This window comes from Pseudomonas sp. TMP9 (assembly GCF_037943105.1).
Lineage (GTDB): Bacteria > Pseudomonadota > Gammaproteobacteria > Pseudomonadales > Pseudomonadaceae > Aquipseudomonas.
Genome location: NZ_CP149803.1, coordinates 2,150,001 through 2,175,216 on the forward strand (window position 1 = coordinate 2,150,001; position 25,216 = coordinate 2,175,216).

Here is a 25,216-nt window from a genome sequence, read left to right on the forward strand (position 1 = left end):
TTCGCACCTCAGTGTCAGTACCAGTCCAGGTGGTCGCCTTCGCCACTGGTGTTCCTTCCTATATCTACGCATTTCACCGCTACACAGGAAATTCCACCACCCTCTACCGTACTCTAGCTCAGCAGTTTTGAAAGCAGTTCCCAGGTTGAGCCCGGGGATTTCACTTCCAACTTACTGAACCACCTACGCGCGCTTTACGCCCAGTAATTCCGATTAACGCTTGCACCCTTCGTATTACCGCGGCTGCTGGCACGAAGTTAGCCGGTGCTTATTCTGTCGGTAACGTCAAAGTAGCAACGTATTAAGTTACTACCCTTCCTCCCAACTTAAAGTGCTTTACAATCCGAAGACCTTCTTCACACACGCGGCATGGCTGGATCAGGCTTTCGCCCATTGTCCAATATTCCCCACTGCTGCCTCCCGTAGGAGTCTGGACCGTGTCTCAGTTCCAGTGTGACTGATCATCCTCTCAGACCAGTTACGGATCGTCGCCTTGGTGAGCCTTTACCCCACCAACTAGCTAATCCGACCTAGGCTCATCTAATGGCGCGAGGCCCGAAGGTCCCCCGCTTTCTCCCGTAGGACGTATGCGGTATTAGCGTCCGTTTCCGAACGTTATCCCCCACCACTAGGCAGATTCCTAGGCATTACTCACCCGTCCGCCGCTCTCAAGAGAAGCAAGCTTCTCTCTACCGCTCGACTTGCATGTGTTAGGCCTGCCGCCAGCGTTCAATCTGAGCCATGATCAAACTCTTCAGTTCAATACTGCTTGGGTTTTGAGAAAACCCTAAACTTAGCTCAGCAATCGTTGGTTACATCTTTGATTTCTCGCGGAGTAACTTGTGATGCTGATAATCTTGCGACTAGCAGTCTTACCTCACAAGCACCCACACGAATTGCTTGATTCAGTTGTTAAAGAGCGGGTGGTTGATTCTTTCGTCTCAACCGAGGCGCGCATTCTACAGCAGCCTCATCTTCCGTCAAGTGGTTTTTCTATTTGAAGTTTGAAAATTTCTTTTCTACTTCAACCACTTGCGCCTTCGCTCAGCCTTAAGCTTCTCGTCAGCGGGAGGCGAATAATACAGCGTTTAAACCCGCTGTCAACCGCCTCTTTTACCGCTTTCGATCCACTTGACCGAAGCACTGGTCGGGCTAAACAACCACCCTTGCAGTGATGCGCATTCTACGCAGCTTTCGCTGCTTTGCAACCGTTATCTTAAACTAACTTATTGATTTATAAGAGATTTAAGCAGCTGCATATGCCTTGAGAGCGCGAATTATAGGGGCAGCGCCCAGAAGGTCAATCGTTTGTTGCACTTTTCCAAGCATTGGAGCCACAAGCACTCCTCTTGAACTGTATCGATCGGCTACTTGTCGGTGACGGCACCCTCCGCCGCGCTTGAAACAAGCTTTGCGTACTTAGCAAGCACACCTCGCGTGTAGAGCGGTGCCGGTTGTGTCCAGCGCGCATGGCGCTCAGCGAGAACGGCATCAGATACCGCAACACGAATTTCGCGGGTTTCAGCATCAATAATAATGGTGTCGCCGTTTTCAATCAGTGCAATCGGGCCGCCATCAAAAGCCTCTGGCGTCATGTGACCGACCACAAACCCGTGTGAACCGCCGGAGAAGCGGCCGTCAGTGATGAGTGCAACATCTTTACCGAGCCCCTTACCCATGATGGCTGAGGTTGGCGAAAGCATTTCACGCATACCCGGCCCACCTTTAGGGCCCTCGTAACGGATCACGATGACATCGCCTGCGACCGCCTCGCCATCGAGGATGCCTGCCAATGCCTCTTCCTCTCGGTTGTAGACACGTGCAGTGCCTTCGAAGCGCAGACCTTCCTTACCAGTAATTTTGGCGACTGAGCCTGTTGGCGCTAGGTTGCCATGCAAAATGACGAGGTGTGAGTCTTTCTTGATCGGCTGGTCGAAGGCGCGAATGATGGTCTGGCCCGCTGGATAGTCGGCGACGTTGGCTAAGTTTTCGGCCAGGGTTTTGCCCGTGACGGTGAGTACATCACCGTGCAGCAAGCCGGCGTCGAGCATGCGCTTCATCAGTGGCTGGATACCGCCGATGGCAACCAATTCGGACATCATGTACTGACCACTGGGACGCAGGTCAGCCAGCACCGGTGTGGTCTTGCCAATCGTGTTGAAATCTTCCAGCGTTAGCGGCACATCAACAGCATGGGCCATAGCCAGTAAGTGCAATACGCCGTTGGTGGATCCGGCCAGCGCGATAATCACGCGGATGGCGTTCTCGAAGGCTTTGCGCGTCATGATGTCACGCGGTTTGATGTCGAGCGCGATCAACTCCAACACCTGTTGGCCGGCTCGGAAGGAGTCCGAGGCTTTGTCGCTGGAGATGGCATCCTGTGCCGAGGAGCCCGGCAGTGACATGCCCATAGCCTCGATGGCGGATGCCATGGTGTTGGCCGTGTACATACCACCGCAGGAGCCAGGCCCCGGTATTGCGGTTTCTTCAATGTGTTTCAGTTGGATTAAGTCAAGCTCGCCCTTGGCCTGCTGACCCACCGCCTCGAACACTGAGATAATGTCGGTGTGGCCGCTGCCGGGTTTGATGGTGCCACCGTAGACGAAGATCGCTGGGCGATTCAGTCGGGCTATACCGATCAGACAGCCGGGCATGTTCTTATCACAGCCACCTACAGCGACAACTCCATCGAAACCCTGGCAGCCGACTACAGTTTCGATGGAGTCGGCGATAACCTCACGCGAGACCAGCGAATACTTCATGCCCTCGGTGCCGTTGGCGATGCCGTCTGAAACGGTGATAGTGTTAAAAATGACCGCCTTGCCGCCTGCAGCATTGGCACCTTTTTCGGCCTCTTCCGCGAGCTTATCGATGTGCATGTTGCAGGGAGTGACATTGGCCCACGTCGAAGCGATACCGACTTGCGGCTTTTTGAAGTCCTCATCGGTGAAACCAACGGCACGCAACATCGAGCGGGCGGGAGTCGCCTCAATGCCATCAACGACTAAAGAAGAGTACTTGCGCATATGCTCGGTGATGTCAGTCATCTCAAATCCTCAAAGTGGCGTTCGGAACATATGTGCATGCCGCGCCAAGTCAATAAATGGCCCATGATTATCTCGATAGCGCGTATTGCCATCAGCGGTGCAGTACCTTAGTCATGCGCATTCAAGACATGATCAAGCTCTCGCCTGTCCAGTACTAGTCTTGTAACTGTTACCTAGTATGTGACGGCGCCATGGCTTGGGCTTAATAAAAGCTGCTACAGCACAGATCAGCGCTTGATACGTTATGACGAGCAACTCAGATGCGACAAACCACCGACATTAAACAGCTCAGCGGGTTTGCGCCGATGGTAGCTATCTTCCACTGCCTGTGACTGTTCAGCGTAAGGCTGTGTCATGACAGCCTGCAGCTCTCGCACGAGCGCGTAGTTGCAAGCGCTCGCTTGGCTGTAAGCAGGCGCGAGGAACCACTCGCGCAACGTATATTTTGGGTTGACCCGCTTCATCTGCCTAGAGAGCTCCTCACGATTGCGGCGCTGATCCGTGCTCTCGTCGCTCGTGCCGACGCCGACGAGTGTTTGCCATTGTTTTAGCCACTTGGACCAGCGTAATTCCAGTCCTTGACGGTCTCCTAAAGAGCCTTGGTAGAAGCTCTTTTTCAGGGGCTCAATATCGTCAGGCAGACTCGAGAGTTCGCGGAAGAACAGGCTGTAATCAACCGGCGTTTGCCGCATCAACGTTTCCAACTCACTGAAGAGCGTCGGATGAAATGTGCCCAACCCCAGTTTGGCGGCCCACATCTGTTGCATTTGCGCTTGCATCACTGCCGCAAAGCCACTGCAAATATCGTCGAGTTGGTGCAAGCAGTCCGCGTCCTCAAGCGGATCCAGCAACGGCCGCAACGCCGTACAAAACATCTGAAAGTTACGCTCTGCAGCCACGGGTTGATTGAGGAATGAGAAATGCTCTCCGCCACCCGTCCATGGCTGGTAGAAAGGGTCGAACACCTCGCAGAATCCGAAGGGGCCGTAGTCAAGAGTGAAGCCACCGGCCGCACAGTTGTCCCCGTTGAAGTTGCCCTGGCAATAGCCGACACGGATCCAGTTCGCCACCAACGCAGTCAGGCGACTGCGGAATGCGCCCGCCAGCAACAGCACCTTGGCGCCAATGTTGAGTTGTGGATCAATAACTTCTGCGTACTCACGCGCGATCAGGTGCAACACCAGTTGCTCGAGCTCCTGCAGCGCTTGCGGATGTTCTTCCTTGCGCGCCCGACGACCGAACAGCTCGAGTTGGCCGACACGAATAAACGAGGGGGCAACTCGCGTCGTTATGGCGACGGCCTCCGTTATAAGCCGGTCAGGGTCCTGCGCGTGCGAGCCCTGCGAGTACCACGGCCGCTGGACCTGTTCAGTTTTCGAAACGTACAAACTCAGCGCGCGTGAAGTTGGCACGCCGAGCGCGTGCATATGTTCTTGCGCGAGGAACTCGCGGACACTCGAGCGCAGCACCGCGCGACCGTCCGCACCTCGGCAGTAGGGCGTGCGGCCGCCACCTTTGAGCTGCATTTCCCAACGACGACCATTGATCACGGCCTCCAGCACGGACAATGCGCGACCGTCGCCATAGCCGTTGCCGGTTCGGAACGGGCACTGCTGGTAATACTCTTTACCGTAGATAGACAGTGCATAGCCCGTCGCCCAGCCGACCTTGCGTAGCGGCAGCGGAACGTGGGTAAGGTCGCCAGAAAACATCCGCACAAAATCTGCCGACTGCGCCAAACTGTCGGCAAAATTTAGCTCGCGGAAAAAAATTTGACTGTGCGCGACATACTCTGGGTCTTTGATTGGCGTGGGTTGGACCGGCACATAGTGGCCGCTAAACACTTGGCGCGGCGCATGGTCGGCGCCGTCGGCTGTCGCCTGTGGATCGCAGTTGAGCGTGTCCATTAGCGAGTAGTTGGCCAACTTGGCGAGATCGTCGAGCGTTGCCACGGGGGCCGACAGTGCGGCGATTTCCGGAGCGGGTCGATTCTTCATAAGGCCACCTCTGGCGCGGATAAAACGGCTGTTTGCGCGCCGCGATGTGGTGGTATCGACAATTTCTTCGATTTCCAGGGCAATTGCCTTAAGCATAACTGCAACGCCTTGCAGCCGTGTCACTTGCAAGGACGCGAAGCCACTGTGAGCATAAATCCAGAAACAGTAGAGGCATCCATACCTTGGTGGATTTGGCTACCTGCAACCCTGAAAGCGCTGGGCTACTGCCCTACTCCCGACTCAGGCGCGCGTAGGAACCCCGGTCATCATGGTTTGGCAGGATGACCGAGAACCCTTCTACGCCGCTCCTGCCAAGGCCGACGCCTGTGGCCATGAACGTCTGCGTGGGATTTTTCGAAAGCACGGCGCCCATATCATAAAATACAAACACCGCATTGAGCACGTTAATAAAGAATACGCTGCAAACGCCAAGCACGTTATTAAGAAGGACTGAGCTAGGTTAGAGAGTCTTTACACGCTAACGAAGGTCGACCACACGGAAATTTATTCCGAAATTGCGGATGACTTTTTAAGCTTGGCGCAGCCCCACTCAGAGCACGATTGATCATAAAAATCATAAGCGAGGTAAAAAGCATGGTAAAAATTCGCTTCACCAAAAACACTCGCCCATAAAAAAATCCAACCACCGCTAGGTGATTGGATTTTTTTTATATTTATGGTCGGGACGGAGTGATTCGAACACTCGACCCCTAGCACCCCATGCTAGTGCGCTACCGGACTGCGCTACGCCCCGACTAGGCGTGAATCTATTTCCGGAAACCCGAAAACGTTTCAGAATATACACTAAGCTTATGAAATATGTAAACTTTTTAAATATAACTACTTTCTAAGTACCAGCAATACGTCTTCAAGCTCAGTGATCATTTGCTTGATTAGTTGCCTGTACTGAGTGTTGTCATCTTTGGCCTCATCACCGGAAAGACGCTGCCGTGCACCACCAATGGTGAAGCCTTGGTCATACAATAGCGCACGGATCTGGCGAATCATCAGCACATCTTGGCGCTGATAGTAGCGCCGGTTCCCGCGTCGCTTAACTGGATTGAGCTGAGGAAATTCTTGCTCCCAATAACGCAGCACGTGCGGTTTAACAGCGCAGAGTTCGCTGACCTCACCTATGGTGAAATAACGTTTGCCAGGTATGACGGGCAGTTCGTCGTTATGACTTGGTTCCAGCATACGCTTCGACCCTGGCTTTAAGTTTTTGGCCTGGACGGAAGGTCACCACACGGCGAGCCGTAATGGGAATCTCCTCTCCTGTTTTTGGATTGCGACCGGGGCGCTGACGCTTGTCGCGCAGATCAAAATTGCCGAACCCCGAGAGCTTCACCTGTTCGTTGAGTTCCAACGCTTGACGGATCTCCTCAAAAAAGAGCTCCACCAATTCCTTGGCTTCTCGCTTGTTCAGGCCAAGCTCTTCATACAGACGTTCCGCCATCTCAGCTTTCGTCAGAGCCCCCATACGCTACTTCCTTAACGTGGCGTTGAACCTTTGTTCTAGGCAGGTGAGAATATTTAACGTTGTTGCGCTCACCTCATCGTCATTAAGAGTGCGCGACGGATGCTGCCAGGTCAAGCCAACGGCAAGGCTTTTTCTTTGCGGATCAATACCTTTACCGTGATACACGTCAAATAGCTTGAGGTCTGTCAGCCATTCGCCTGCAGCTTCATGAATTGCGTCGAGCAAATCTTGCGCAGGCACGTCACGCTCGACCAGCACAGCAAGGTCACGCCGCACTTCTGGGAACTTAGAAAGCTCTTGGAACTTAGGCATGAACCCCTGAGTAATTTCGCCCAGTACCAATTCAAACATGTAAACCGCACGATCCAGTCCCAACACCTTCGACAACTCAGGGTGAATAGCACCGAGAAAACCGACTAGCCGTCCTTCCCGCTCAATACGCGCCGTTTGACCCGGATGCAGAGCTGCATGTTCGCCAGGTAAAAATGCAAAACCATCACCCGCACCGGCACTGGCCAATAGCGCTTCGACATCGGCTTTAATGTCATAGAAGTCGACATCATCACGGCTATGAGCCCATCCTTCAGGCAGGCGAGCGCCACAGATAACACCGGCTAGCATGGGCTCTTGTTGCAACCCGTCGAGCTGGCCGACAAAACGTAAACCACTTTCGAACAGACGCACACGTGATTGCTGACGATTGAGGTTGTACTCAAGCGCTTTTACCAAGCCTGGCCACAGCGAAGAGCGCATGGCGGCCATATCAGCAGAGATCGGGTTGGCCAGCAGCAGCGGCGAAACACCAGGATTGAAAAGCTCGAATAATTTGGGGTCGATAAAACTGTAGGTGATCGCTTCCTGATAGCCGCGCGCGACCAGCAAACGGCGCAGTGCAGGCAGCTCGATAGCCGCCTCAGCCTTTGATTGCGGAGCTAAACGCGCTTGCGGGTAGCGCACGGGCAAGCGGTTGTAGCCATACAGACGGGCTAGCTCTTCGATCAGATCGACTTCAAGGCTGATATCGAAACGATGACTCGGCACATCGACCTGCCACTGTGCTTCGCCATCGGCTTGGACACTCAAGCCTAAAGCGGCTAACAAGCGGACAATTTCTGCATCATCCATCTTCAGACCGAGCATCTGCTCGATACGCTCAGCACGCAGCGTAACAGGCGCAACGTTTGGCAAATACTCATGCTTGACGACTTCGATAATCGGACCGGCTTCACCGCCGACGATATCCAGCAGCAGACCGGTCGCCCGCTCCATTGCCTCGCGTGCCAGCTGCCAGTCCACCCCCCGCTCGAAGCGGTGCGAAGCATCCGTATGCAAACCGTAAGAGCGCGCTTTACCTGCAATAGCAATGGTGTCGAAAAACGCACTTTCGAGGAATAGGTGACGGGTCTTGTCATTCACACCGCTATGTTCGCCACCCATCACGCCGGCAATTGCCAGGGCACGATTATGATCGGCGATTACCAGTGTATCGCTGCGCAAGCTGACTTCTTGACCGTCAAGCAGAACGAGCTTCTCGCCCTCCTCCGCCATGCGCACACGAATACCGCCATTGATCTCAGCGAGATCGAAAGCATGCATCGGTTGACCCAGCTCGAGCATCACGTAGTTGGTGATATCAACGGCAGCGTCAATGCTGCGCACATCAGCACGACGCAAACGCTCGACCATCCATAACGGCGTCGGCTTGGATAAATCAACATTACGTACAACACGCCCGAGGTAACGCGGACAGGCGTGTGCAGCCAAAATCTCAACCGACCGCACTTCATCATGGCTCGGCGCAACGACTGCAACGACCGGACGCGTGACGGGTGCAGCGTACAAAGCACCGACCTCACGAGCCAGGCCCGCCAGTGACAAACAATCACCACGATTAGGCGTCAGATCAACTTCTATGCTGGCATCCTCCAGATCCAGATAGGTGCGGATATCTTGGCCGACCGGCGCATCTGCCGGCAACTCCATCAGGCCGTCATTGTCTTCACTGATCTGCAACTCGGAGGCCGAGCAGAGCATGCCGTTGGAATCAACACCGCGTAGCTTGGCTTTCTTGATTTTGAAGTCGCCGGGCAGTTCGGCGCCGATCATGGCGAACGGAATCTTCAGGCCAGGACGCACGTTCGGCGCGCCGCACACCACTTGGAAGGTTTCCGCACCACTGCTGACTTGGCACACACGCAGCTTATCGGCATCGGGATGCGGCTCGGTGCTCAGCACTTCACCCACGACCACGCCACTAAAGACGCCAGCCACTAACGACACGCTATCAACTTCAAGGCCAGCCATGGATAGGCGAGCAACCAGATCGTCACGCAATACTTGTGGGTTAACCCAGCTACGCAGCCATTTTTCACTGAATTTCATACTGCCTGTTCTCCTGAACCAATTCGATTACGCAATGCGAGGGCGCTAGCGAAATTGCGCCAAAAACCGCAAATCGTTATCAAAGAACAGCCGTAAGTCGTTGACGCCATAACGCAGCATAGCCAGACGCTCAACACCCATACCGAAAGCAAAGCCCGAGTACTTTTCCGGATCAATGCCCGACATGCGCAACACATTGGGGTGCACCATGCCGCAGCCCATCACTTCCAGCCAGCCAGTCTGCTTGCACACGCGGCAACCTTTGCCGCTACAGATTACACACTGCATATCGACTTCAGCAGACGGCTCGGTGAAGGGAAAGAACGAGGGACGAAAACGCACGCCCAATGGCTTTTCGAAGAACACCCGCAGGAATTCTTCGATAGTACCTTTGAGGTCAGCGAAGCTCACGCCTTCATCAACCAGAAGCCCTTCAACCTGGTGGAACATGGGTGAATGGGTAATATCGGAGTCACAGCGATACACCCGGCCAGGGCAAACAATGCGGATCGGCGGTTGCTGAGATTCCATGGTGCGCACTTGTACCGGCGAGGTGTGGGTACGCAGCAACATGTTCGCATTGAAATAAAAGGTGTCATGCATCGCCCGCGCGGGGTGATGGCCAGGAATATTGAGCGCTTCGAAATTGTGGTAGTCGTTTTCGACCTCAGGCCCTTCGGCAATACCATAACCAATTCGCGTGAAGAACTGCTCCACACGTTCTAGGGTACGGGTAACAGGATGCAGTCCTCCAGATACCTGACCACGACCTGGCAGCGTGACATCAATTTTTTCGGCGGCGAGCTTGGCGCTCAGCGCAGCGTGATCAAGAGTTGCCTTACGGCTATTCAGGGCATCTTGAACCTGATCTTTTGCAGCATTAATCAACGCACCGGCTTGCGGGCGTTCTTCAGCCGACAGATTGCCTAGGGTCTTCATCACCTGGGTCAATTCGCCTTTCTTGCCCAGATAGTGAACCCGCAGTTGCTCCAGGGCATTCACATCGTCGGTGTGGCTAACGGCCTCAAGCGCTTGCGAGACCAGCACATCCAGATTTTCCATTTACAGACTCCAGATACGAAATAGGGGAAGAGCTTGAAGGCTCTTCCCCTATTGGTGACGTTTAGCACCGGGCGAGCCCGGTGACTGTCGGGGACTTAAGCCAGTATGGCTTTCGCTTTCTCGACAATCGCAGCAAACGCCGCTTTTTCGTTCACTGCCAGGTCAGCCAGTACCTTACGGTCGATCTCAATGGACGCTTTTTTCAGGCCAGCAATGAAACGGCTGTAAGACAGTCCGTTTACACGTGCACCAGCGTTGATACGAGCGATCCACAGAGCGCGGAACTGACGTTTTTTCTGGCGACGGTCGCGGTAGGCATACTGGCCTGCCTTGATCACCGCTTGCTTGGCAACGCGGAACACGCGTGAGCGTGCGCCGTAGTAACCTTTAGCGAGTTTCAGAATTTTTTTGTGACGCTTGCGAGCGATAACGCCGCGCTTAACACGAGCCATGAGTCATTTCCTCTATCTTGACCGATTAACGAACGCGCAGCATGCGCGCCACTTTTGCTACGTCAGACGGATGCACCATGGTGCTACCGCGCAGATGACGCTTACGCTTAGTGGACATCTTGGTCAGGATGTGGCTCTTGAAAGCGTGCTTGTGCTTGAAGCCGTTAGCGGTTTTAAGAAAACGCTTGGCTGCACCACTCTTAGTTTTCATCTTTGGCATGTTCGGATACTCCGCATTCAGTTGATAAACATAACCGTAAGGCCTGCCGTGCCCTGGTGGTTACTTCTTCTTTTTGGGGGCGATGACCATTATCAGCTGGCGTCCTTCCATCTTTGGATGCTGTTCAACGGTGCCGTATTCAAGCAAGTCACCTTCAACTCGCTTCAACAACTCCATGCCCAGCTCCTGATGCGCCATCTCACGGCCGCGGAATCGAAGCGATACCTTGGCCCTGTCCCCATCACTAAGGAAACGTACCAGGTTGCGTAGTTTTACCTGGTAATCCCCTTCCTCCGTCCCTGGACGAAACTTGATTTCTTTAACCTGAATCTGCTTCTGATTTTTCTTTGCAGCAGCCACTTGCTTCTTCTTTTCGAAGATCGACTTACCGTAATCCATCAGCTTGCAAACAGGCGGCACTGCGTCGGCAGAAATTTCTACCAGATCCAGCTTGGCCTCTTCGGCCTTAAGAAGCGCGTCTTCAATTGACACAATCCCAAGCTGCTCACCCTCAGCGCCAATTAAACGAACCTCACGTGCCGAGATATTCTCGTTGATCGGGGCTTTCGGTGCAGCTCGTTTGTCTTGTCTCATTTCACGCTTAATAATAATTACTCCAAATCTTGGCGACCACGCCGGGAAACCGCCTGCGTAAGAAAATCAGCGAATTGAGAAACGGACATTGAGCCCAGATCAGCACCTTCACGGGTACGCACAGCGACAGTTTTTGTCTCAACCTCCCGATCTCCAATAACCAAGAGATAAGGAACCTTGAGCAAAGTATGCTCGCGGATTTTAAAGCCTATCTTCTCGTTCCTCAAGTCAGACTTGGCACGAAAGCCGCTTTGATTGAGTGTTTTTTCAACCTCAAGGGCGAAATCAGCCTGTTTGTCAGTGATATTCATCACTACCGCTTGATTGGGAGCCAACCACGCCGGGAATGCGCCTTCGTAGTGCTCGATCAAAATACCGATAAAGCGCTCGAACGATCCGAGAATTGCGCGGTGCAACATAACCGGCACTTTACGGCTGTTATCTTCAGAAACGTAACTGGCATCCAAACGCTGCGGCATGTTCGGATCGTACTGCAAAGTGCCACACTGCCAAGCGCGGCCGAGACAGTCGAGCAAGGTGAACTCGATCTTCGGGCCGTAAAACGCACCCTCCCCTGGCAAATACTCCCAAGGCAAACCGGCCTCATTCAGCGCGTTAGCCAGCGCCTCTTCAGCACGATCCCAGAATGCATCGTCACCCACCCGCTTGGCTGGGCGCGTGGAGAGCTTCATTTTGACATCGCTGAAACCAAAATCTGCATAAACCTGCAGTGTCAGCTTGATAAAGTCTGCAGCTTCTTTCCTGACCTGCTCTTCTGTGCAGAAAATATGCGCGTCATCTTGAGTGAAGCCACGCACGCGCATGATGCCATGCAGCGCGCCTGACGCCTCATTACGGTGGCAGGAACCAAACTCAGCCAAACGCAGCGGTAATTCGCGGTAGCTTTTAAGCCCCTGATTGAACACCTGCACGTGGCAAGGGCAGTTCATCGGCTTAATCGCGTAATCGCGGCTCTCCGACTCCGTGGTGAACATGTTGTCGGCGTAATTACCCCAATGCCCGGATTTTTCCCACAGCACGCGGTCAACAATTTGCGGGGTTTTGATTTCCTGATAGCCGTTTTCACGCTGCACAGCACGCATGTACTGCTCAAGCACCTGATAAATGGTCCAGCCATTGGGGTGCCAAAACACCATGCCCGGCGCTTCTTCCTGGGTGTGGAATAGATTGAGGCGCTTGCCAATCTTGCGATGGTCGCGCTTTTCAGCCTCCTCAATACGCAAGGTATAAGCAGCCAACTGCTTCTTGTCTGCCCAAGCAGTGCCATACACGCGCTGTAACTGCTCATTCTTAGCATCGCCACGCCAGTATGCGCCGGACAATTTGGTCAGCTTGAATGCTTTAAGAAAGCGGGTGTTTGGCACGTGCGGGCCGCGGCACATGTCGACGTATTCTTCGTGGTAGTACAGACCCATGGCCTGCTCATCCGGCATGTCACTGACCAAGCGCAGCTTGTAGTCTTCGCCACGCGCAGTGAACAGATCAATAACCTCAGCTCGCGGCGTCACTTTCTTGATGACGTCGTAATCTTTCTCGATCAGCTGCTGCATGCGCTGCTCAATCGCCGCCACATCATCTAGAGTGAAGGGGCGCTCGAAGGCGATGTCGTAATAGAAACCGTCATCAATGACAGGGCCAATCACCATTCTGGCAGTCGGGAATAACTGCTTAACCGCATGACCGATCAAGTGGGCGCAGGAATGGCGAATAATTTCGAGCCCTTCCTGGTCTTTCGGCGTAATGATCTGCAGGGTCGCGTCGCTGCTGATCAGGTCACACGCATCAACCAGTTTACCGTTGACCTTACCGGCCACCGTAGCCTTAGCCAAGCCAGCACCAATAGATTGCGCCACCTCAAGTACGGATACCGGGTGATCAAATGGACGCTGACTGCCGTCGGGAAGAGTAATGATGGGCATGGCGCCTCCTCTCCTAGTGGTGACCTCTACCAAAGGCCACATGGGTTGGGATGAGCCAGTAAGCGATTCGGCGGTATACCTGCCGTACAGAGGCAGAAGCGTATAAGCCAAACCAAAACCGAACCGCAGTCACTGGAGGTTTGAATAACAGTAATCGTTAAGATGTTTGCAGCAAGCCGCGTCAACTGACAACACGCCAAGAGCATGACTGCACGCGGACTTAACATCGCACAGCAGGCTAGCAAGGCATGACAACCGGACGAGCGAACCACAAAAAAAGGCCGCCTAAGCGACCTTTAATCTACCAAATTTGGTAGGCACGATTGGACTCGAACCAACGACCCCCACCATGTCAAGGTGGTGCTCTAACCAACTGAGCTACGTGCCTACAATGGGTGCGCATTTTACGGCCGAGCCCAAAAGTGTCAACAGGTTTTTTGCTAACTGCCTGAATAACTGTATTTTTTACTGTTCAGCAGTGCGTTTAATATTTCGCACAGGCCACTAGCCGGGCATTTTTAACTCAGGTAGCATCCGTCCATTCGTAAAAAATAAAGAACAGAGGTGCAAAATGGCGCACACAGCTTATCCACAATCCTACTACGCGGCCTCAGCTAATGCGGTTCCGGCTCGCCCGGAGCTCAACGGTGAAGTCGAAACAGACGTGTGCGTGATCGGCGCAGGTTATACCGGCCTGTCGACGGCTATCGCGCTGCTGGAAAACGGTTTTAAGGTCTGCATTGTAGAAGCCGCCAAAGTTGGATTTGGCGCATCGGGTCGCAATGGCGGGCAGATCGTCAACAGCTATAGCCGCGATATCGATGTGATCGAGCGCAGCTGCGCGCCTAAGCAAGCACAACTGCTTGGTGATATGGCATTTGAAGGCGCCCGGATCATCCGCGAACGCATTGCTACCTACAACATCCAATGCGACCTCAAGGACGGCGGCGTGTTTGCCGCCAATACGCCCAAGCATATGAAGCACTTGGAGTCGCAGAAAAAACTCTGGGAACGTTACGGCCACACCCAGCTTGAGTTGATGGACGCCAAGCGCATCCAAGACGTTGTGGGGACCGACATCTATGCCGGCGGCATGCTGGACATGAGCGGCGGCCATATTCATCCGCTGAACCTGGCGCTGGGTGAAGCGGCTGCAGTGGAATCCCTTGGTGGAGTGATTTACGAACAATCGCCAGCTGTTCGTATCGAGCGCGGCGCCAACCCCGTTGTGCACACCCCTAACGGCCGGATCAAAGCCAAGTTTGTAGTCGTTGCTGGCAATGCCTATTTAGGCAACCTGATCCCAGAGCTGTCGGCCAAGTCGATGCCGTGCGGCACTCAAGTGATCACCACTGAGCCGTTATCGGCCGAGCTGGCTAAGAGCCTGTTACCACAGGATTACTGCGTCGAAGACTGCAACTACCTGCTCGACTACTACCGCCTGAGTGGCGACAACCGCCTGATCTTTGGCGGCGGTGTGGTGTATGGCGCACGCGACCCAGCAAACATTGAGGCCATTATTCGCCCGAAAATGCTCAAAGCCTTCCCGCAGTTGAAAGATGTGAAGATCGACTACGCCTGGACCGGCAACTTCCTGCTGACGTTATCGCGCCTGCCGCAAGTCGGTCGTTTGGGCGACAACATCTATTACTCACAAGGTTGCAGCGGCCATGGCGTGACGTACACCCACTTGGCCGGCAAGGTGCTGGCTGAGGCGCTGCGTGGCCAGGCTGAGCGTTTCGATGCCTTCGCTGATTTGCCGCACTATCCGTTCCCCGGCGGTCGCCTGTTCCAAGTGCCGTTCAGTGCGCTGGGCGCGTGGTACTACACCTTGCGCGACAAGTTAGGCATGTAATAACAACCGCGCAAAAAAACGGCACCGCAGAGGTGCCGTTTTGCTTTCTATCTTTTAAACGCTTTTATAGCGCCGCATTCGGCCAAACCTGCCGTGCGCTGCGCAACGCACGTTGCGCAGCTTCGCCGCGGCCTTGCTGTTGTAAATCACGGGCTGCATTCAGCCACACGTCCTTATCGGCTTGCGCGGGTAATTGGCTGGTCGGCTGAATCAGTACCGCCCAGCGCCCCGCTTCGCTCCAAGCATTATCAAAGCTGGCGAAGCTGGTGTACCAACGCCGGGAATTGCCTGAACGCAGCACCAGCGTGCGCTCGCGCTGGTCATAGCCAACCAACACAGCAAACTGCGAGCCTGGCCCAGCAAACAGGCGATCTTGCATCAGCAATACCGGGTGCCCAGCCGACACCTGCTGCATCAGAGCGTCCAAATTGCCGGGCAAGGGATAAACCAACAGCTCATAAGACCGCGCCGCCGCTGCAAGCGCGGCTTGTGGGCTTTGCCCTTTGGCCAGCTGCTGCATGCGCTCATCGACCAATCCTGGGCTGCTGATAACCCCGTGATGATTAAGCAGCGCCGCTAATGCCGAGGGCCCGCCCTGTGCATCACTGAGTTGAAAGAACGGCACATCTGCCAACTCGACGCGCTCAGGCAGCTGCTTGGTTTGCGGGAGCAACTGCGGCCCACTTGCGCAAGCGCCAAGCAGCAAAAGCATGCCGAGTGGTAGAAGTCTTAACGCCCGAATTGACTGAAACATCACTCACCTTCTCTCTTATTTGTAGCACCGAGCATAACGATGAAGTGCGAATGACCCAACTTGTCCGTGCGATTAACTGGTAACGCGAACAACCAAGGCTACGCTAATAGAAAAATTAGAAGCTCATCACGCTCACATTTAACGACCCGCACTACCTCCCATAACGTCACAGAATACAGAAGCCTTGGTCATGTGGCAGCAGTCCTGTGTTCGCTAGCGCACGGTGATCAACTAGCGTTACAGGCATGCTGTAAACCGTCGAGGCGTGATGAGTAGTTAAGTTAAAAATTAAGCGCCTTGGCTTAATGCATGCAGACTTGATGAGAGTAATTGGCATGAAGGAACGCCGAGCTGGAATCGAAGCGGATGCGGCAAAAGTCGGCATGATCGTTTCGGTACGCGGCAGTGTGATCGACATACGTTTCGAGGGCGCGCTGCCGCCCATTCATACGTTGCTGCGCGCCGGCGATGGCAACCACATAGCCATTGAGGTGTTAGCCCAGCGCGATGAGCGCCACGTGCGTGGTATCGCCCTGACGCCCACCCAAGGCTTGGCACGCGGTATGCCGGTGCACAACACGGATGGGCCATTACTGGCTCCAGTCGGCAAGCCAATTCTTTCGCGCATGTTCGACGTGTTTGGCAACACCATCGACCGTGAACCGGCGTTGGAAGGCGTGCAGTGGCGCTCGGTGCACAGCCAGCCGCCACCGCTGGTGCGCCGCTCAACTAAGTCAGAAATATTCGAAACCGGCATCAAAGCCATCGACGTGCTAACCCCGCTGGAGCGCGGCGGTAAGGCCGGTTTGTTTGGTGGCGCCGGCGTCGGCAAGACGGTGCTGCTGACCGAGATGATCCACAACATGGTCGGCCAGCAACAGGGCGTGAGCATCTTTTGCGGCATCGGCGAGCGTTCGCGCGAAGGCGAAGAGTTGTACCGCGAGATGAAGGCTGCCGGGGTGCTTCCCCACATGGTGATGATCTTCGCGCAGATGAACGAGCCGCCGGGCGCGCGCTTTCGCGTCGGCCATGCGGCGCTGACCATGGCCGAGTATTTCCGCGACGACGAACACCGCGATGTACTGCTGCTGATCGACAATATTTTCCGCTTTATCCAGGCCGGCTCGGAAGTCTCCGGGTTGATGGGACGGATGCCATCGCGCTTGGGCTATCAGCCGACCATGGGTACTGAACTGGCGTCGCTGGAAGAGCGCATCGCCAACACCGACAGCGGCGCGATTACTTCGATTCAGGCGGTGTATGTACCGGCTGACGACTTTACCGACCCGGCGGCGGTGCACACTTTCTCTCACCTGTCGGCGTCCATCGTGTTGTCGCGCAAACGCGCCAGCGAAGGTTTGTTCCCGGCTATCGACCCGCTGCAATCGAGTTCAAAAATGGTCACGCCGGGCATTGTTGGCGAGCGTCACTACCGGCTGGCGCAGGCCATTCGCCGCACATTGGCGCAGTACGCCGAACTCAAGGACATCATCGCCATGCTCGGCCTGGAGCAGTTGTCGCCCGAGGACCGCAAGGTGGTGGCGCGGGCACGGCGGCTAGAGCGCTTCCTCACCCAACCGTTCTTCACCACCGAACAGTTCACCAATATGAGCGGCACGCTGGTCAGCCTGGCGGACGCGTTGGACGGCTGTGAGCGCATCCTCGCGGATGAATTCAAGGACCTGCCCGAGAGCGCGCTGTACATGATCGGCGCAGTGGATGAAGCCACAGCCAAGGCCAAGTCGAGTACCCAATCAAAACCTGAGTCAGACCCCGAACCCGAAACGAAGCCAGAACCCAGCCAGGAGCAGGCGCATGCCGTTGATGACGCTTAAGGTGTTGCTGCCGTTCGAGGTGTTCGCCGAGGAAGCCCATGTATCGCGCATGGTGGTCGAGACCGCCCAAGGTGCATTCGGGTTGCTGCCGCAGCGCCTCGACTGCGTCGCGTCCCTGGTGCCCGGCATATTCAGTTTCGAGAGCGAAACACAGGGCGAGGTATTCCTCGCTTTAGACGAGGGCGTGCTGGTTAAGACCGGGCCGAATGTGGTGATCTCCGTGCGCCATGCGCTGCGTGGTGCGGATCTGGCGCATCTGTGTGATGCGGTCGAGCAGGAATTCCTCACCTTGGATGAGCAGCAGCAGGCTGTACGTGCCGCGATGGCCAAGCTCGAAAGCGGGTTTATGCGACGCTTCGCTTCGCTGCGCGAGCGCTCCTCTTGAAGCAGGCGCCAAAACGCACGCCGCCTGCCAGCCCCAGCCTAGCGGAACAGGTCGGCGCCAAGGCGACACGCAAACTCAAAGCACGGCGCAACGGCGCCCCCGGCGTCTGGTTCGGCCTCGGCATGATGGGCTTGATCGGTTGGTCGGTGGCCGTGCCCACACTGCTGGGCGCAGCGCTCGGCCTGTGGCTCGACCAGCACTATCCCGATGGCCGTTCCTGGACCCTGGCACTGCTGATGGCGGGCCTGACCATCGGCTGCTTGAACGCCTGGCACTGGGTCTCCCAAGAAGACCGGGCGATGCACGCCGAACCGGAGGATGAGGATGATCGACAACCCTAACTGGCTGGCCGGAATCGCAGCGCTGCTAGCAGGCGGTGCGCTGGGTACGGTGTTCTTCGCTGGCCTGTGGTGGACGGTACGCCGTGCCGCCGACTCGGCGACACCGGCGACACCGGCGCGCTGGTTTATCGCCAGCCTGATTGTGCGCACCGCCATCGTACTCGCGGGTTTCTACATGGTCGGTGCGACGCAGCCGCTGCGCCTGGGGCTGTGCCTGCTAGGGTTTGTACTGGCACGTGTGCTGGTCTTACGCATCACCCGCCCGAACCCCGCCGCACTTGCGCCATCGGCATCACCCCTGCATTCGCGAGGAAAACCACCATGCGCCTGACCCCCGACAACTGGATTTTCTGGGAGTACGGCTTTATCAAGCTCAACGCCACTATTGTCTTCACCTGGGCATTGATGGCCGTGTTGGTGGTGGGCGCTGCGCTGATCACTCGGCGCCTTGCCACCGGCCATGAACGTTCGCGCTGGCAGAACCTGCTGGAAATCGTGGTGACGGCGATCATGGGCCAGATCAAGGATGTCGGCCTGCAGAACCCACGTCGCTACCTGGCCTTTCTCGGCACCCTGTTTCTGTTTGTCGCCGCCGCCGCGCTGGCCACCGTGATTCCCAGTTACGAGCCGCCGACCGCATCGCTGTCGACCACAGCCGCGCTGGCCCTGTGCGTATTGGTGGCAGTGCCGCTATTCGGCATTTCGGGCCAGGGCCTAGGTGCCTACCTGAAATCCTATATGCAGCCGACGCTGATCATGCTGCCCTTCAACCTGATCAGCGAAGTCTCACGCACCCTGGCGCTGGCGGTGCGCCTGTTCGGCAACATGATGAGCGGCGCGATGATCATCGCCATCCTGTTATCGATCACGCCTTTTGTGTTCCCCATCGTGATGACCGTGCTGGGGCTGCTCACCGGCATGGTCCAGGCCTACATCTTCACCATCCTCGCGGCGGTGTACATCGCCGCCGCCACCCGCAGCAGCAAGGCTGCCGAGGCGCCTTCGCCCGCACCAGAAGCCTGACTGCTGCCCTCCCCTAATCCACTCACACAAAGGCATACCTTATGGACGCTCTTACCCTAATCGCCGTCGCTTCCATCGTTATGGCGGGCCTGACCACCGGTTTCGGCACAATGGGGCCCGCGTTGGCCGAAGGTCGCGCAGTCTCGGTGGCGCTCACCGCGCTGGCTCAGCAGCCTGATGCATCGGCCACCATCACCCGTACGCTGTTTGTCGGCCTGGCGATGATCGAGTCCACGGCGATCTACTGCTTCGTGGTGTCGATGATTCTGATTTTCGCCAACCCGTTCTGGAATGCCGCACTGACTGCAGCCTCCCAGGCGGCAGGCAAATAAACCATGCTTATCGACTGGTTCACCGTCGGCGCACAGTTGCTCAACTTCATCATTTTGGTTTACCTGATGAAGCGCTTTCTCTATCAGCCGGTGCTCGACGCCATCGCCGCGCGCGAAGCGAAAATCGCCACCGAGCTGGCCGATGCTGCTGCCACCAAGGCCAAAGCGCACCAGCAGCAGGCTGAGTTCGAGCAGAAAAATCAGACCTTCGACGAACAGCGCGCCGCCTTGCTAAGCGAAGCCACCGAGGCCGCCAATACTGAACGTGAGCGCTTGTTGGCTGAGGCGCGCAAGGCGGCCGAGGGAGCGAGTGCAGCGCGGGCGAAAACACTGCAGGCCGACACCCAGGCGTTGCATGCTGAGATCGTCCGAAAGACGCAGCACCAGGTGTTCGAGATTGCCCGCCGGGTGCTGGCCGATCTGGCTGACGTCAGCTTGGAACAACGCGCTTGCGCGGTGTTTATTCAACGTTTGCAGGCCGTTGATGGCGCAACGCTGGCCGCCTTGAGTACGGCGCTCAAGGCCACCTCCGCCGAGGCACCGGCCTTGCTGCGCAGCGCCTTTGCTTTGCCAGCCGAGCAGTTAGCCACGATTCAGGCGGCGCTGGATGAAACCTTTGGCCAGCCGATTGCACTCAAGGTTGAGACCGCGCCCGACGTGGTCAGCGGCATCGAACTCAGCGCGCAAGGGCAGAAGCTGGCCTGGAGCATTGCCGACTACCTGACCAGCTTGTCCGCCACGCTGAACGAACACCCCGCTGAGATGGGCGCCGCATGACCACGGCCAGCCCCGACAACAGCCTGCGCAGTGTTTACGACGGCGCGTTCGCCGGCATTCAGCAGTGCGTGCAATCTTTCAGCGCGCAACTGCTGCCGCGCGAGGTGGGTTCCATCGTCAGCGTTTCCACCGGCATCGCGCGGATTAATGGCTTACAGAATGTCGGCTTCGAGGAGCTGCTGGTGTTTCCCGGTGGACTGTCAGGCATCACCTTTAACCTCGATGAGGACGGCGTTGATGTGGTGTTGCTCGGTGACTACGCGCACCTGCATGCCGGTCAGGAAGTGCAACGCAGCGGCCGGGTAATGGACGTTGGCGTCGGCGATGCTTTACTCGGTCGGGTGATCGACCCGCTAGGGCGACCGCTGGATGGCCTCGGCCGCGTATTAACCGAACAACGCCTGCCCATCGAGCGACCGGCCGCGCCGATCATGGATCGCGCTCCGGTGACCGAGCCTTTGCAGACTGGGCTGAAAGTACTCGATGCGCTGATCCCTATCGGGCGTGGCCAGCGTGAATTGATCCTCGGCGACCGGCAGACCGGCAAGACAGCGATTGCCCTGGACACCATTTACAACCAGCGCGACAAGAACGTGCTCTGCGTTTACTGCGCCATCGGCCAGCGCGCCTCGGCGGTGGCCAAGGCGGTGGCGAATCTGCGTGCCAAGGGCGCACTGGCCTACACCGTGATGGTGGTGGCCGAAGGCAACGAAGCGCCGGGGCTGTCCTACATTGCGCCGTACGCCGCCACCAGCATCGCCGAGCACTTTATGGAGGCCGGCCGTGATGTGCTTATCGTCTACGACGACCTCACCCACCACGCGCGGGCTTACCGCGAACTGTCGCTGCTGCTGCGCCGCCCACCGGGGCGTGAGGCCTTTCCGGGGGACATCTTCTATATCCACTCGCGCATGCTGGAACGCGCCACCCACCTCAACGAGGCGCGCGGTGGTGGCTCGCTGACGGCGCTGCCGATTATCGAGACCGAGGCGCAGAACATCTCGGCCTATATCCCGACCAACCTGATTTCCATCACCGACGGGCAGATCGTGTTATCGCCATCGCTGTTTGAGCTGGGCGTGCTGCCGGCCATTGACGTTGGCCAATCGGTCTCGCGGGTCGGTGGCAAGGCCCAGCGCGCGGCTTATCGCGCGGTGGCCGGCGATCTTAAGCTGGCCTATGCACAGTTCGAGGAGCTGGAAACCTTCGCACGCTTCGGCGCGCGCCTGGATGAAGAAACGCGGCAGTCCATCGAGCACGGCAAACGCATCCGTGCCTGCCTAGGCCAAGCCGAATTCTCACCGGTCTCGGTGCCCGCGCAGATCGCCATTCTGCTGGCGCTGAATACCAAGCTGTTCGACCCGGTAGCGCTCGAGCGTATGGCGGCGGCCCAGCAAGCGGTTGAGGAAGCCGCCAATGCATTAGCCGATGAGCTGCGCACACGCCTGAGCGGTGTCGACAAATTGACCGACGCCGACCGTGAGCAGGTTAGCGCTGCGGCCCGTCAGGCGCTTGCCGCCTTTTCCAGCACCGACAACGCCGCCCCTGGCGCCAAGACTGCAATCGAGAAAACCCCATGAAAATCCAGATCAATACCGACAATCACATCGACGGCAGTGCCGAACTGTCCGCGCACATCAGCGCCACGCTTGAGCAGGCGCTGCAGCGCTTTAGCGAACAGATCACCCGCGTTGAAGCGCATCTCAGCGACGAGAATGGTGACAAGAGCGGCCAGCATGATCAGCTGTGCATGCTTGAGGCCCGCCTCAAAGGGCGCCAGCCGGTAGCCGTGACCGAGTTCGCCGCCACCCAGGAGCAAGCGGTGCATGGTGCCGCGCAGAAAATGGTGCATCTGCTGGACAGCACGCTCGGCCGGCTGAACAAGCATCGCGATAAGACCTCCGCTGCGCCGGTGCCCGATAGCGAAGATACGCCAAGCGCATGACCACCACCCTGACCGCACTGCGCCGGCAGATAGGCAGCGCCGGGGATCTCAAGTCCGTGGTGCGCACCATGAAGGCTTCAGCGGCGTCGGCCATTGGTCAGTATGAGCAGTCGGTGGCGGCGCTCGCCGACTACGCCCGCACGGTCGAGCTTGGCCTGAGCCTGTGCCTGCGGGCAGTCGATCCACAGGGCGCACAGCGTCAGGCGCCTAATACAACGACCGCTGACGCGGTGGTGCACGCCATCGTGTTTGGCTCCGACCAGGGCCTAGTGGGGCGCTTTAACGAGGTGGTGGTTGAGCATGCGCTGGCACAGTTGTCGCAGTCCTTAGACAAGACCACGGTTAAGGTCTGGGCGGTCGGCGAGCGCGTACAGGCGCGCCTGATCGGTGCGGGCATAGACCTGGAAGGTTCATTTGCGGTGCCGGGGTCAGTGGCGCTGATCACCCAACTGGTGGGGCAAATTCTGCTGACGGCTCAGCTGCCTGATGACCCAGCGATGAGTGCAATGCCACGCGCCACGCTGCTGCTGTTCTATAACCGGCCCAGCGAATCTGGCTACAGCCCTGTAAGCCAGAGGCTACTGCCGTTAGACGCCGCGTGGCAGCGTGAGCTGGCGGCTCAAGCCTGGCCCACGGCGCAACTGCCAGAGGTGCTGGGTAACCCTGCGCCGGCGCTGCAAGCCTTTATCCGCGAGCACCTGTTTGTTTCGTTGTTTCGCGCCAGTGCCGAGTCGTTGGCCAGTGAGAACGCCAGCCGTCTCGCCGCCATGCAGCGTGCTGATCGCAATATCGGCGAACTGCTGCAGAGGCTACAGGCTAATTTTCATCAGTTACGCCAAGCCAGCATCGACGAGGAACTTTTTGATGTGATCGCCGGTTTCGACGCCTTGCTGCCCCACGACGCCGGCGACACATAAACCTAGCCCTCAAGCCCGTGTGTTCGTTGTCGAACAGACAGCTCGGCAGACGGCGCTCAGACTGGTAACTGAAACCACATCAACCCACGTTCTAGACGCTGCGGTTGGTCACCTCACTGCAAAGGTATTTGCTATGAACCAGCCTTACTCGGACGTATACCGCTACATCGTCAAAGAGCTCACACCCACCGCGCACAAGCCGGATGAGGTGTCGCTGAGCATCGTCTGCGAGCCCGTCAATGCGCCGGGGCATCAGAGCACGGTAACCCTGCACCTTGAGCCAGGCACCACGATGGCCGAAGCGCAAGAGATTGCCGATACACTGCAAAGCAAGGTCAAAGGGCTCTTTCATACGCAGGTCAAAAAGAATGACCGCGGGTGAGCGTCGCTGACGCAAACAAAGCCAACAGCGCCGCACCACCCGACGCAACCCTTGCCAAAAAACCCGCCTCGAAACTGGGGTTGACCCTGCTGGTGGCGCTGGTGGTTGGCTCGATTCTCGGCAGCGGTATCTTCGGCCTGCCGCAGAACATGGCGGCCGGTGCAGGTGCCGGCGCCATTTTGATCGGCTGGACCATTACCGGCATCGGCATGCTGTTGCTGGTGCGGGTTTACCAGATGCTCTCGATGCGCAAACCCGATCTCGACAACGGCGTCTACGCCTACGCCCGCGCATTGTCAGGTGAGTACGTCGGTTTCAACTCGGCCTGGGGTTACTGGATCAGCGCCTCGATCGGCAATGTTGGCTATTTGGTGGCGGCGTTCGGCGCGCTGGGTTACTTCTTCCCGATGTTCGGTACAGGCAATTCACCAGCCGCTATTGCGGGTGCTTCGATCGTGCTGTGGGTCATCCACCTGTTGGTGTTGCGCGGCATTCAAGGTGCTGCGGTGCTGAATGCGCTGGTCACACTGGCCAAGATTGTGCCGCTGCTGCTGTTTATTGCGCTGGTCGCCATGGCCTTCAAAGTGGAAACCTTTAACTTCAACTTCTGGGGAGCTGCCAGCCTCGGCTCGGTGCTTGATCAGGTCAAGAGCACCATGCTGGTTACGGTCTGGGTGTTTATCGGCATTGAAGGCGCCAGTGTGTATTCGGCGCGGGCGCGCAAGCGGGAAGATGTTGGCCGCGCCACGGTCATCGGCTTTCTGATCTGCCTGCTGTTATTGATGTCGGTGTCGCTGCTGTCGCTCGGAATATTCAACCAGCCGACGCTGGCCGGCCTGAAAAACCCATCGATGGCCGGCGTGCTGGAGGACGCTGTTGGCACCTGGGGCGCGGTACTGATCTACGTCGGCCTGATTGTCTCGGTCGGCGGCGGCTTCCTGGCCTGGATGCTGTTGTCGGCGGAATCCCCGTTCACCCCAGCAGGCGGCGGCGTGATGCCGAAATGGCTGGGGCAGACCAACGACAAGCACGTGCCGGCCAACGCCCTGTGGCTAACCAACGGCATGGTGCAGTTGTTTCTGATTCTGACGCTGTTCTCCAAGGCGTCTTATCTGGCGCTGATCTCACTGTCCACCGCAATGATTCTGCTGCCTTACCTGTTCAGCGCCGCCTACGGTCTGTTGCTGGCATGGCGGGGCGAGGGTGTCAAAGCGGCCATCAAGCCTACTGACGTACCCATCGCGGGGCTGGCCACGCTCTACTGCCTGTGGCTGCTGTACGCCGCAGGCTTTAAGTACTTGCTGCTCAGCGCCCTGCTCTATGTGCCGGGTGTGTTGATCTATGCCTGGGCCAAGCGGCAACGCCAAGAAACGCTTTTTACCCCGTGGGAGTGGCTGATTTTGGCCGGTCTTATTGTGCTGTCCGGTGTAGCGGCGGCATTGCTTTACAACGGCCAGCTGAGTCTGTGATGCCTGCTCTCGACCCCTTCATTTCAC

At 57.0% G+C, this 25,216-nt stretch carries 24 protein-coding genes, 2 tRNA genes and 1 rRNA gene (1 of these 27 running past the window's edge); 13 read left to right on the plus strand and 14 right to left on the minus strand.

What is annotated here, in order from left to right; translation table 11 throughout:
* From WF513_RS10285 to WF513_RS10345, 13 genes are all read right to left on the minus strand, one after another.
* A 16S ribosomal RNA gene (locus WF513_RS10285) occupies positions 1 to 761 on the minus strand (it extends 776 nt beyond the left edge of the window).
* A gap of 606 nt (positions 762 to 1,367) precedes the next feature.
* Positions 1,368 to 3,047, minus strand: a complete 1,680-nt coding sequence (gene ilvD / locus WF513_RS10290) for a dihydroxy-acid dehydratase (protein ID WP_339079283.1) — start codon at positions 3,045 to 3,047, stop codon at positions 1,368 to 1,370.
* Positions 3,048 to 3,289: 242 nt separating this feature from the next.
* Positions 3,290 to 5,044, minus strand: a complete 1,755-nt coding sequence (locus tag WF513_RS10295) for a protein adenylyltransferase SelO family protein (protein ID WP_339083514.1) — start codon at positions 5,042 to 5,044, stop codon at positions 3,290 to 3,292.
* Between the two features lie 677 nt (positions 5,045 to 5,721).
* A tRNA-Pro gene (locus WF513_RS10300) sits at positions 5,722 to 5,798 on the minus strand.
* Positions 5,799 to 5,884: 86 nt separating this feature from the next.
* Positions 5,885 to 6,241: a MerR family transcriptional regulator gene (locus tag WF513_RS10305; RefSeq protein WP_339079284.1), complete on the minus strand. Its 357-nt coding sequence runs from the start codon at positions 6,239 to 6,241 to the stop codon at positions 5,885 to 5,887.
* Entirely contained in the window at positions 6,222 to 6,524 is a 303-nt protein-coding gene (ihfA, locus tag WF513_RS10310; RefSeq protein ID WP_003243414.1) for an integration host factor subunit alpha, read from the minus strand. The genes WF513_RS10305 and ihfA overlap by 20 nt, the downstream gene beginning before the upstream one ends.
* Before the next feature lie 3 nt (positions 6,525 to 6,527).
* Positions 6,528 to 8,906 (minus strand): phenylalanine--tRNA ligase subunit beta, encoded by a 2,379-nt coding sequence (gene pheT / locus WF513_RS10315; protein WP_339079286.1) that lies wholly within the window; start codon positions 8,904 to 8,906, stop codon positions 6,528 to 6,530.
* Positions 8,907 to 8,951: 45 nt separating this feature from the next.
* Positions 8,952 to 9,968: a phenylalanine--tRNA ligase subunit alpha gene (gene pheS / locus WF513_RS10320; RefSeq protein ID WP_339079287.1), complete on the minus strand. Its 1,017-nt coding sequence runs from the start codon at positions 9,966 to 9,968 to the stop codon at positions 8,952 to 8,954.
* A gap of 95 nt (positions 9,969 to 10,063) precedes the next feature.
* Entirely contained in the window at positions 10,064 to 10,420 is a 357-nt protein-coding gene (gene rplT / locus WF513_RS10325; protein WP_053121417.1) for a 50S ribosomal protein L20, read from the minus strand.
* 25 nt (positions 10,421 to 10,445) lie between these two features.
* Entirely contained in the window at positions 10,446 to 10,640 is a 195-nt protein-coding gene (gene rpmI / locus WF513_RS10330) for a 50S ribosomal protein L35 (RefSeq protein ID WP_090241698.1), read from the minus strand.
* 60 nt (positions 10,641 to 10,700) lie between these two features.
* Positions 10,701 to 11,252 carry a translation initiation factor IF-3 gene (gene infC / locus WF513_RS10335; protein WP_171970586.1) on the minus strand — a complete coding sequence of 184 codons (552 nt, stop codon included), beginning with the start codon at positions 11,250 to 11,252 and terminating at the stop codon, positions 10,701 to 10,703.
* Positions 11,252 to 13,174, minus strand: a complete 1,923-nt coding sequence (gene thrS / locus WF513_RS10340) for a threonine--tRNA ligase (protein ID WP_339079288.1) — start codon at positions 13,172 to 13,174, stop codon at positions 11,252 to 11,254. The genes infC and thrS overlap by 1 nt, the downstream gene beginning before the upstream one ends.
* A gap of 311 nt (positions 13,175 to 13,485) precedes the next feature.
* Positions 13,486 to 13,562 (minus strand) — tRNA-Val (locus tag WF513_RS10345).
* Between the two features lie 183 nt (positions 13,563 to 13,745).
* Here WF513_RS10345 and WF513_RS10350 point away from each other — a divergent pair.
* Positions 13,746 to 15,029, plus strand: coding sequence for an FAD-binding oxidoreductase (locus WF513_RS10350; RefSeq protein WP_339079289.1), 1,284 nt, complete (start codon positions 13,746 to 13,748; stop codon positions 15,027 to 15,029).
* 64 nt (positions 15,030 to 15,093) lie between these two features.
* Here the strand turns inward: WF513_RS10350 and WF513_RS10355 are convergent, their stop codons facing one another.
* Positions 15,094 to 15,702, minus strand: coding sequence for a PA2778 family cysteine peptidase (locus WF513_RS10355; protein ID WP_339079290.1), 609 nt, complete (start codon positions 15,700 to 15,702; stop codon positions 15,094 to 15,096).
* A 416-nt stretch (positions 15,703 to 16,118) separates the two neighbouring features.
* Between WF513_RS10355 and atpD the strand changes: the two genes are divergently transcribed.
* The 12 genes from atpD (at position 16,119) to arcD (ending at position 25,189) form a co-directional block, all read left to right on the plus strand.
* Entirely contained in the window at positions 16,119 to 17,618 is a 1,500-nt protein-coding gene (gene atpD / locus WF513_RS10360) for a F0F1 ATP synthase subunit beta (RefSeq protein ID WP_339079291.1), read from the plus strand.
* Positions 17,599 to 18,003 (plus strand): F0F1 ATP synthase subunit epsilon, encoded by a 405-nt coding sequence (locus tag WF513_RS10365; RefSeq protein ID WP_339079292.1) that lies wholly within the window; start codon positions 17,599 to 17,601, stop codon positions 18,001 to 18,003. Before atpD ends, WF513_RS10365 begins: the two co-directional genes overlap by 20 nt.
* Positions 18,000 to 18,344: an AtpZ/AtpI family protein gene (locus WF513_RS10370; protein ID WP_339079293.1), complete on the plus strand. Its 345-nt coding sequence runs from the start codon at positions 18,000 to 18,002 to the stop codon at positions 18,342 to 18,344. Before WF513_RS10365 ends, WF513_RS10370 begins: the two co-directional genes overlap by 4 nt.
* Positions 18,328 to 18,675, plus strand: a complete 348-nt coding sequence (locus tag WF513_RS10375; protein ID WP_339079294.1) for an ATP synthase subunit I — start codon at positions 18,328 to 18,330, stop codon at positions 18,673 to 18,675. The genes WF513_RS10370 and WF513_RS10375 overlap by 17 nt, the downstream gene beginning before the upstream one ends.
* Complete coding sequence (locus tag WF513_RS10380; RefSeq protein WP_339079295.1) at positions 18,666 to 19,367, plus strand: F0F1 ATP synthase subunit A; 702 nt, start codon at positions 18,666 to 18,668, stop codon at positions 19,365 to 19,367. The genes WF513_RS10375 and WF513_RS10380 overlap by 10 nt, the downstream gene beginning before the upstream one ends.
* A gap of 41 nt (positions 19,368 to 19,408) precedes the next feature.
* A complete protein-coding gene (locus WF513_RS10385) occupies positions 19,409 to 19,699 on the plus strand; it encodes a F0F1 ATP synthase subunit C (RefSeq protein WP_339079296.1) in 291 nt (96 codons plus the stop codon).
* A gap of 3 nt (positions 19,700 to 19,702) precedes the next feature.
* Positions 19,703 to 20,476, plus strand: a complete 774-nt coding sequence (locus WF513_RS10390; protein WP_339079297.1) for a F0F1 ATP synthase subunit delta — start codon at positions 19,703 to 19,705, stop codon at positions 20,474 to 20,476.
* A complete protein-coding gene (locus WF513_RS10395; RefSeq protein ID WP_339079298.1) occupies positions 20,473 to 22,056 on the plus strand; it encodes an alternate F1F0 ATPase, F1 subunit alpha in 1,584 nt (527 codons plus the stop codon). Before WF513_RS10390 ends, WF513_RS10395 begins: the two co-directional genes overlap by 4 nt.
* Positions 22,053 to 22,421, plus strand: coding sequence for an HPF/RaiA family ribosome-associated protein (locus WF513_RS10400; RefSeq protein ID WP_339079299.1), 369 nt, complete (start codon positions 22,053 to 22,055; stop codon positions 22,419 to 22,421). Before WF513_RS10395 ends, WF513_RS10400 begins: the two co-directional genes overlap by 4 nt.
* Entirely contained in the window at positions 22,418 to 23,338 is a 921-nt protein-coding gene (locus WF513_RS10405; RefSeq protein ID WP_339079300.1) for a F0F1 ATP synthase subunit gamma, read from the plus strand. The genes WF513_RS10400 and WF513_RS10405 overlap by 4 nt, the downstream gene beginning before the upstream one ends.
* A gap of 133 nt (positions 23,339 to 23,471) precedes the next feature.
* Positions 23,472 to 23,720, plus strand: a complete 249-nt coding sequence (locus tag WF513_RS10410; protein WP_339079301.1) for a hypothetical protein — start codon at positions 23,472 to 23,474, stop codon at positions 23,718 to 23,720.
* Between the two features lie 74 nt (positions 23,721 to 23,794).
* The gene (gene arcD, locus WF513_RS10415) at positions 23,795 to 25,189 is read left to right on the plus strand and encodes an arginine-ornithine antiporter (RefSeq protein WP_339083516.1); all 1,395 of its coding nucleotides are present in this window, start codon (positions 23,795 to 23,797) and stop codon (positions 25,187 to 25,189) included.
* Positions 25,190 to 25,216: the final 27 nt, after the last annotated feature.

Excerpts from the sequence above, each read along its gene's own strand:
- ilvD (WP_339079283.1), bottom strand. The coding sequence starts at position 3,047 with ATGACTGACATCACCGAGCATATGCGCAAGTACTCTTCTTTAGTCGTT.
- WF513_RS10295 (WP_339083514.1), bottom strand. The coding sequence starts at position 5,044 with ATGAAGAATCGACCCGCTCCGGAAATCGCCGCACTGTCGGCCCCCGTG.
- WF513_RS10305 (WP_339079284.1), bottom strand. The coding sequence starts at position 6,241 with ATGCTGGAACCAAGTCATAACGACGAACTGCCCGTCATACCTGGCAAA.
- ihfA (WP_003243414.1), bottom strand. The coding sequence starts at position 6,524 with ATGGGGGCTCTGACGAAAGCTGAGATGGCGGAACGTCTGTATGAAGAG.
- pheT (WP_339079286.1), bottom strand. The coding sequence starts at position 8,906 with ATGAAATTCAGTGAAAAATGGCTGCGTAGCTGGGTTAACCCACAAGTA.
- pheS (WP_339079287.1), bottom strand. The coding sequence starts at position 9,968 with ATGGAAAATCTGGATGTGCTGGTCTCGCAAGCGCTTGAGGCCGTTAGC.
- rplT (WP_053121417.1), bottom strand. The coding sequence starts at position 10,420 with ATGGCTCGTGTTAAGCGCGGCGTTATCGCTCGCAAGCGTCACAAAAAA.
- rpmI (WP_090241698.1), bottom strand. The coding sequence starts at position 10,640 with ATGCCAAAGATGAAAACTAAGAGTGGTGCAGCCAAGCGTTTTCTTAAA.
- thrS (WP_339079288.1), bottom strand. The coding sequence starts at position 13,174 with ATGCCCATCATTACTCTTCCCGACGGCAGTCAGCGTCCATTTGATCAC.
- WF513_RS10350 (WP_339079289.1), top strand. The coding sequence starts at position 13,746 with ATGGCGCACACAGCTTATCCACAATCCTACTACGCGGCCTCAGCTAAT.
- atpD (WP_339079291.1), top strand. The coding sequence starts at position 16,119 with ATGAAGGAACGCCGAGCTGGAATCGAAGCGGATGCGGCAAAAGTCGGC.
- WF513_RS10365 (WP_339079292.1), top strand. The coding sequence starts at position 17,599 with ATGCCGTTGATGACGCTTAAGGTGTTGCTGCCGTTCGAGGTGTTCGCC.
- WF513_RS10375 (WP_339079294.1), top strand. The coding sequence starts at position 18,328 with ATGATCGACAACCCTAACTGGCTGGCCGGAATCGCAGCGCTGCTAGCA.
- WF513_RS10380 (WP_339079295.1), top strand. The coding sequence starts at position 18,666 with ATGCGCCTGACCCCCGACAACTGGATTTTCTGGGAGTACGGCTTTATC.
- WF513_RS10385 (WP_339079296.1), top strand. The coding sequence starts at position 19,409 with ATGGACGCTCTTACCCTAATCGCCGTCGCTTCCATCGTTATGGCGGGC.
- WF513_RS10390 (WP_339079297.1), top strand. The coding sequence starts at position 19,703 with ATGCTTATCGACTGGTTCACCGTCGGCGCACAGTTGCTCAACTTCATC.
- WF513_RS10395 (WP_339079298.1), top strand. The coding sequence starts at position 20,473 with ATGACCACGGCCAGCCCCGACAACAGCCTGCGCAGTGTTTACGACGGC.
- WF513_RS10400 (WP_339079299.1), top strand. The coding sequence starts at position 22,053 with ATGAAAATCCAGATCAATACCGACAATCACATCGACGGCAGTGCCGAA.
- WF513_RS10405 (WP_339079300.1), top strand. The coding sequence starts at position 22,418 with ATGACCACCACCCTGACCGCACTGCGCCGGCAGATAGGCAGCGCCGGG.
- WF513_RS10410 (WP_339079301.1), top strand. The coding sequence starts at position 23,472 with ATGAACCAGCCTTACTCGGACGTATACCGCTACATCGTCAAAGAGCTC.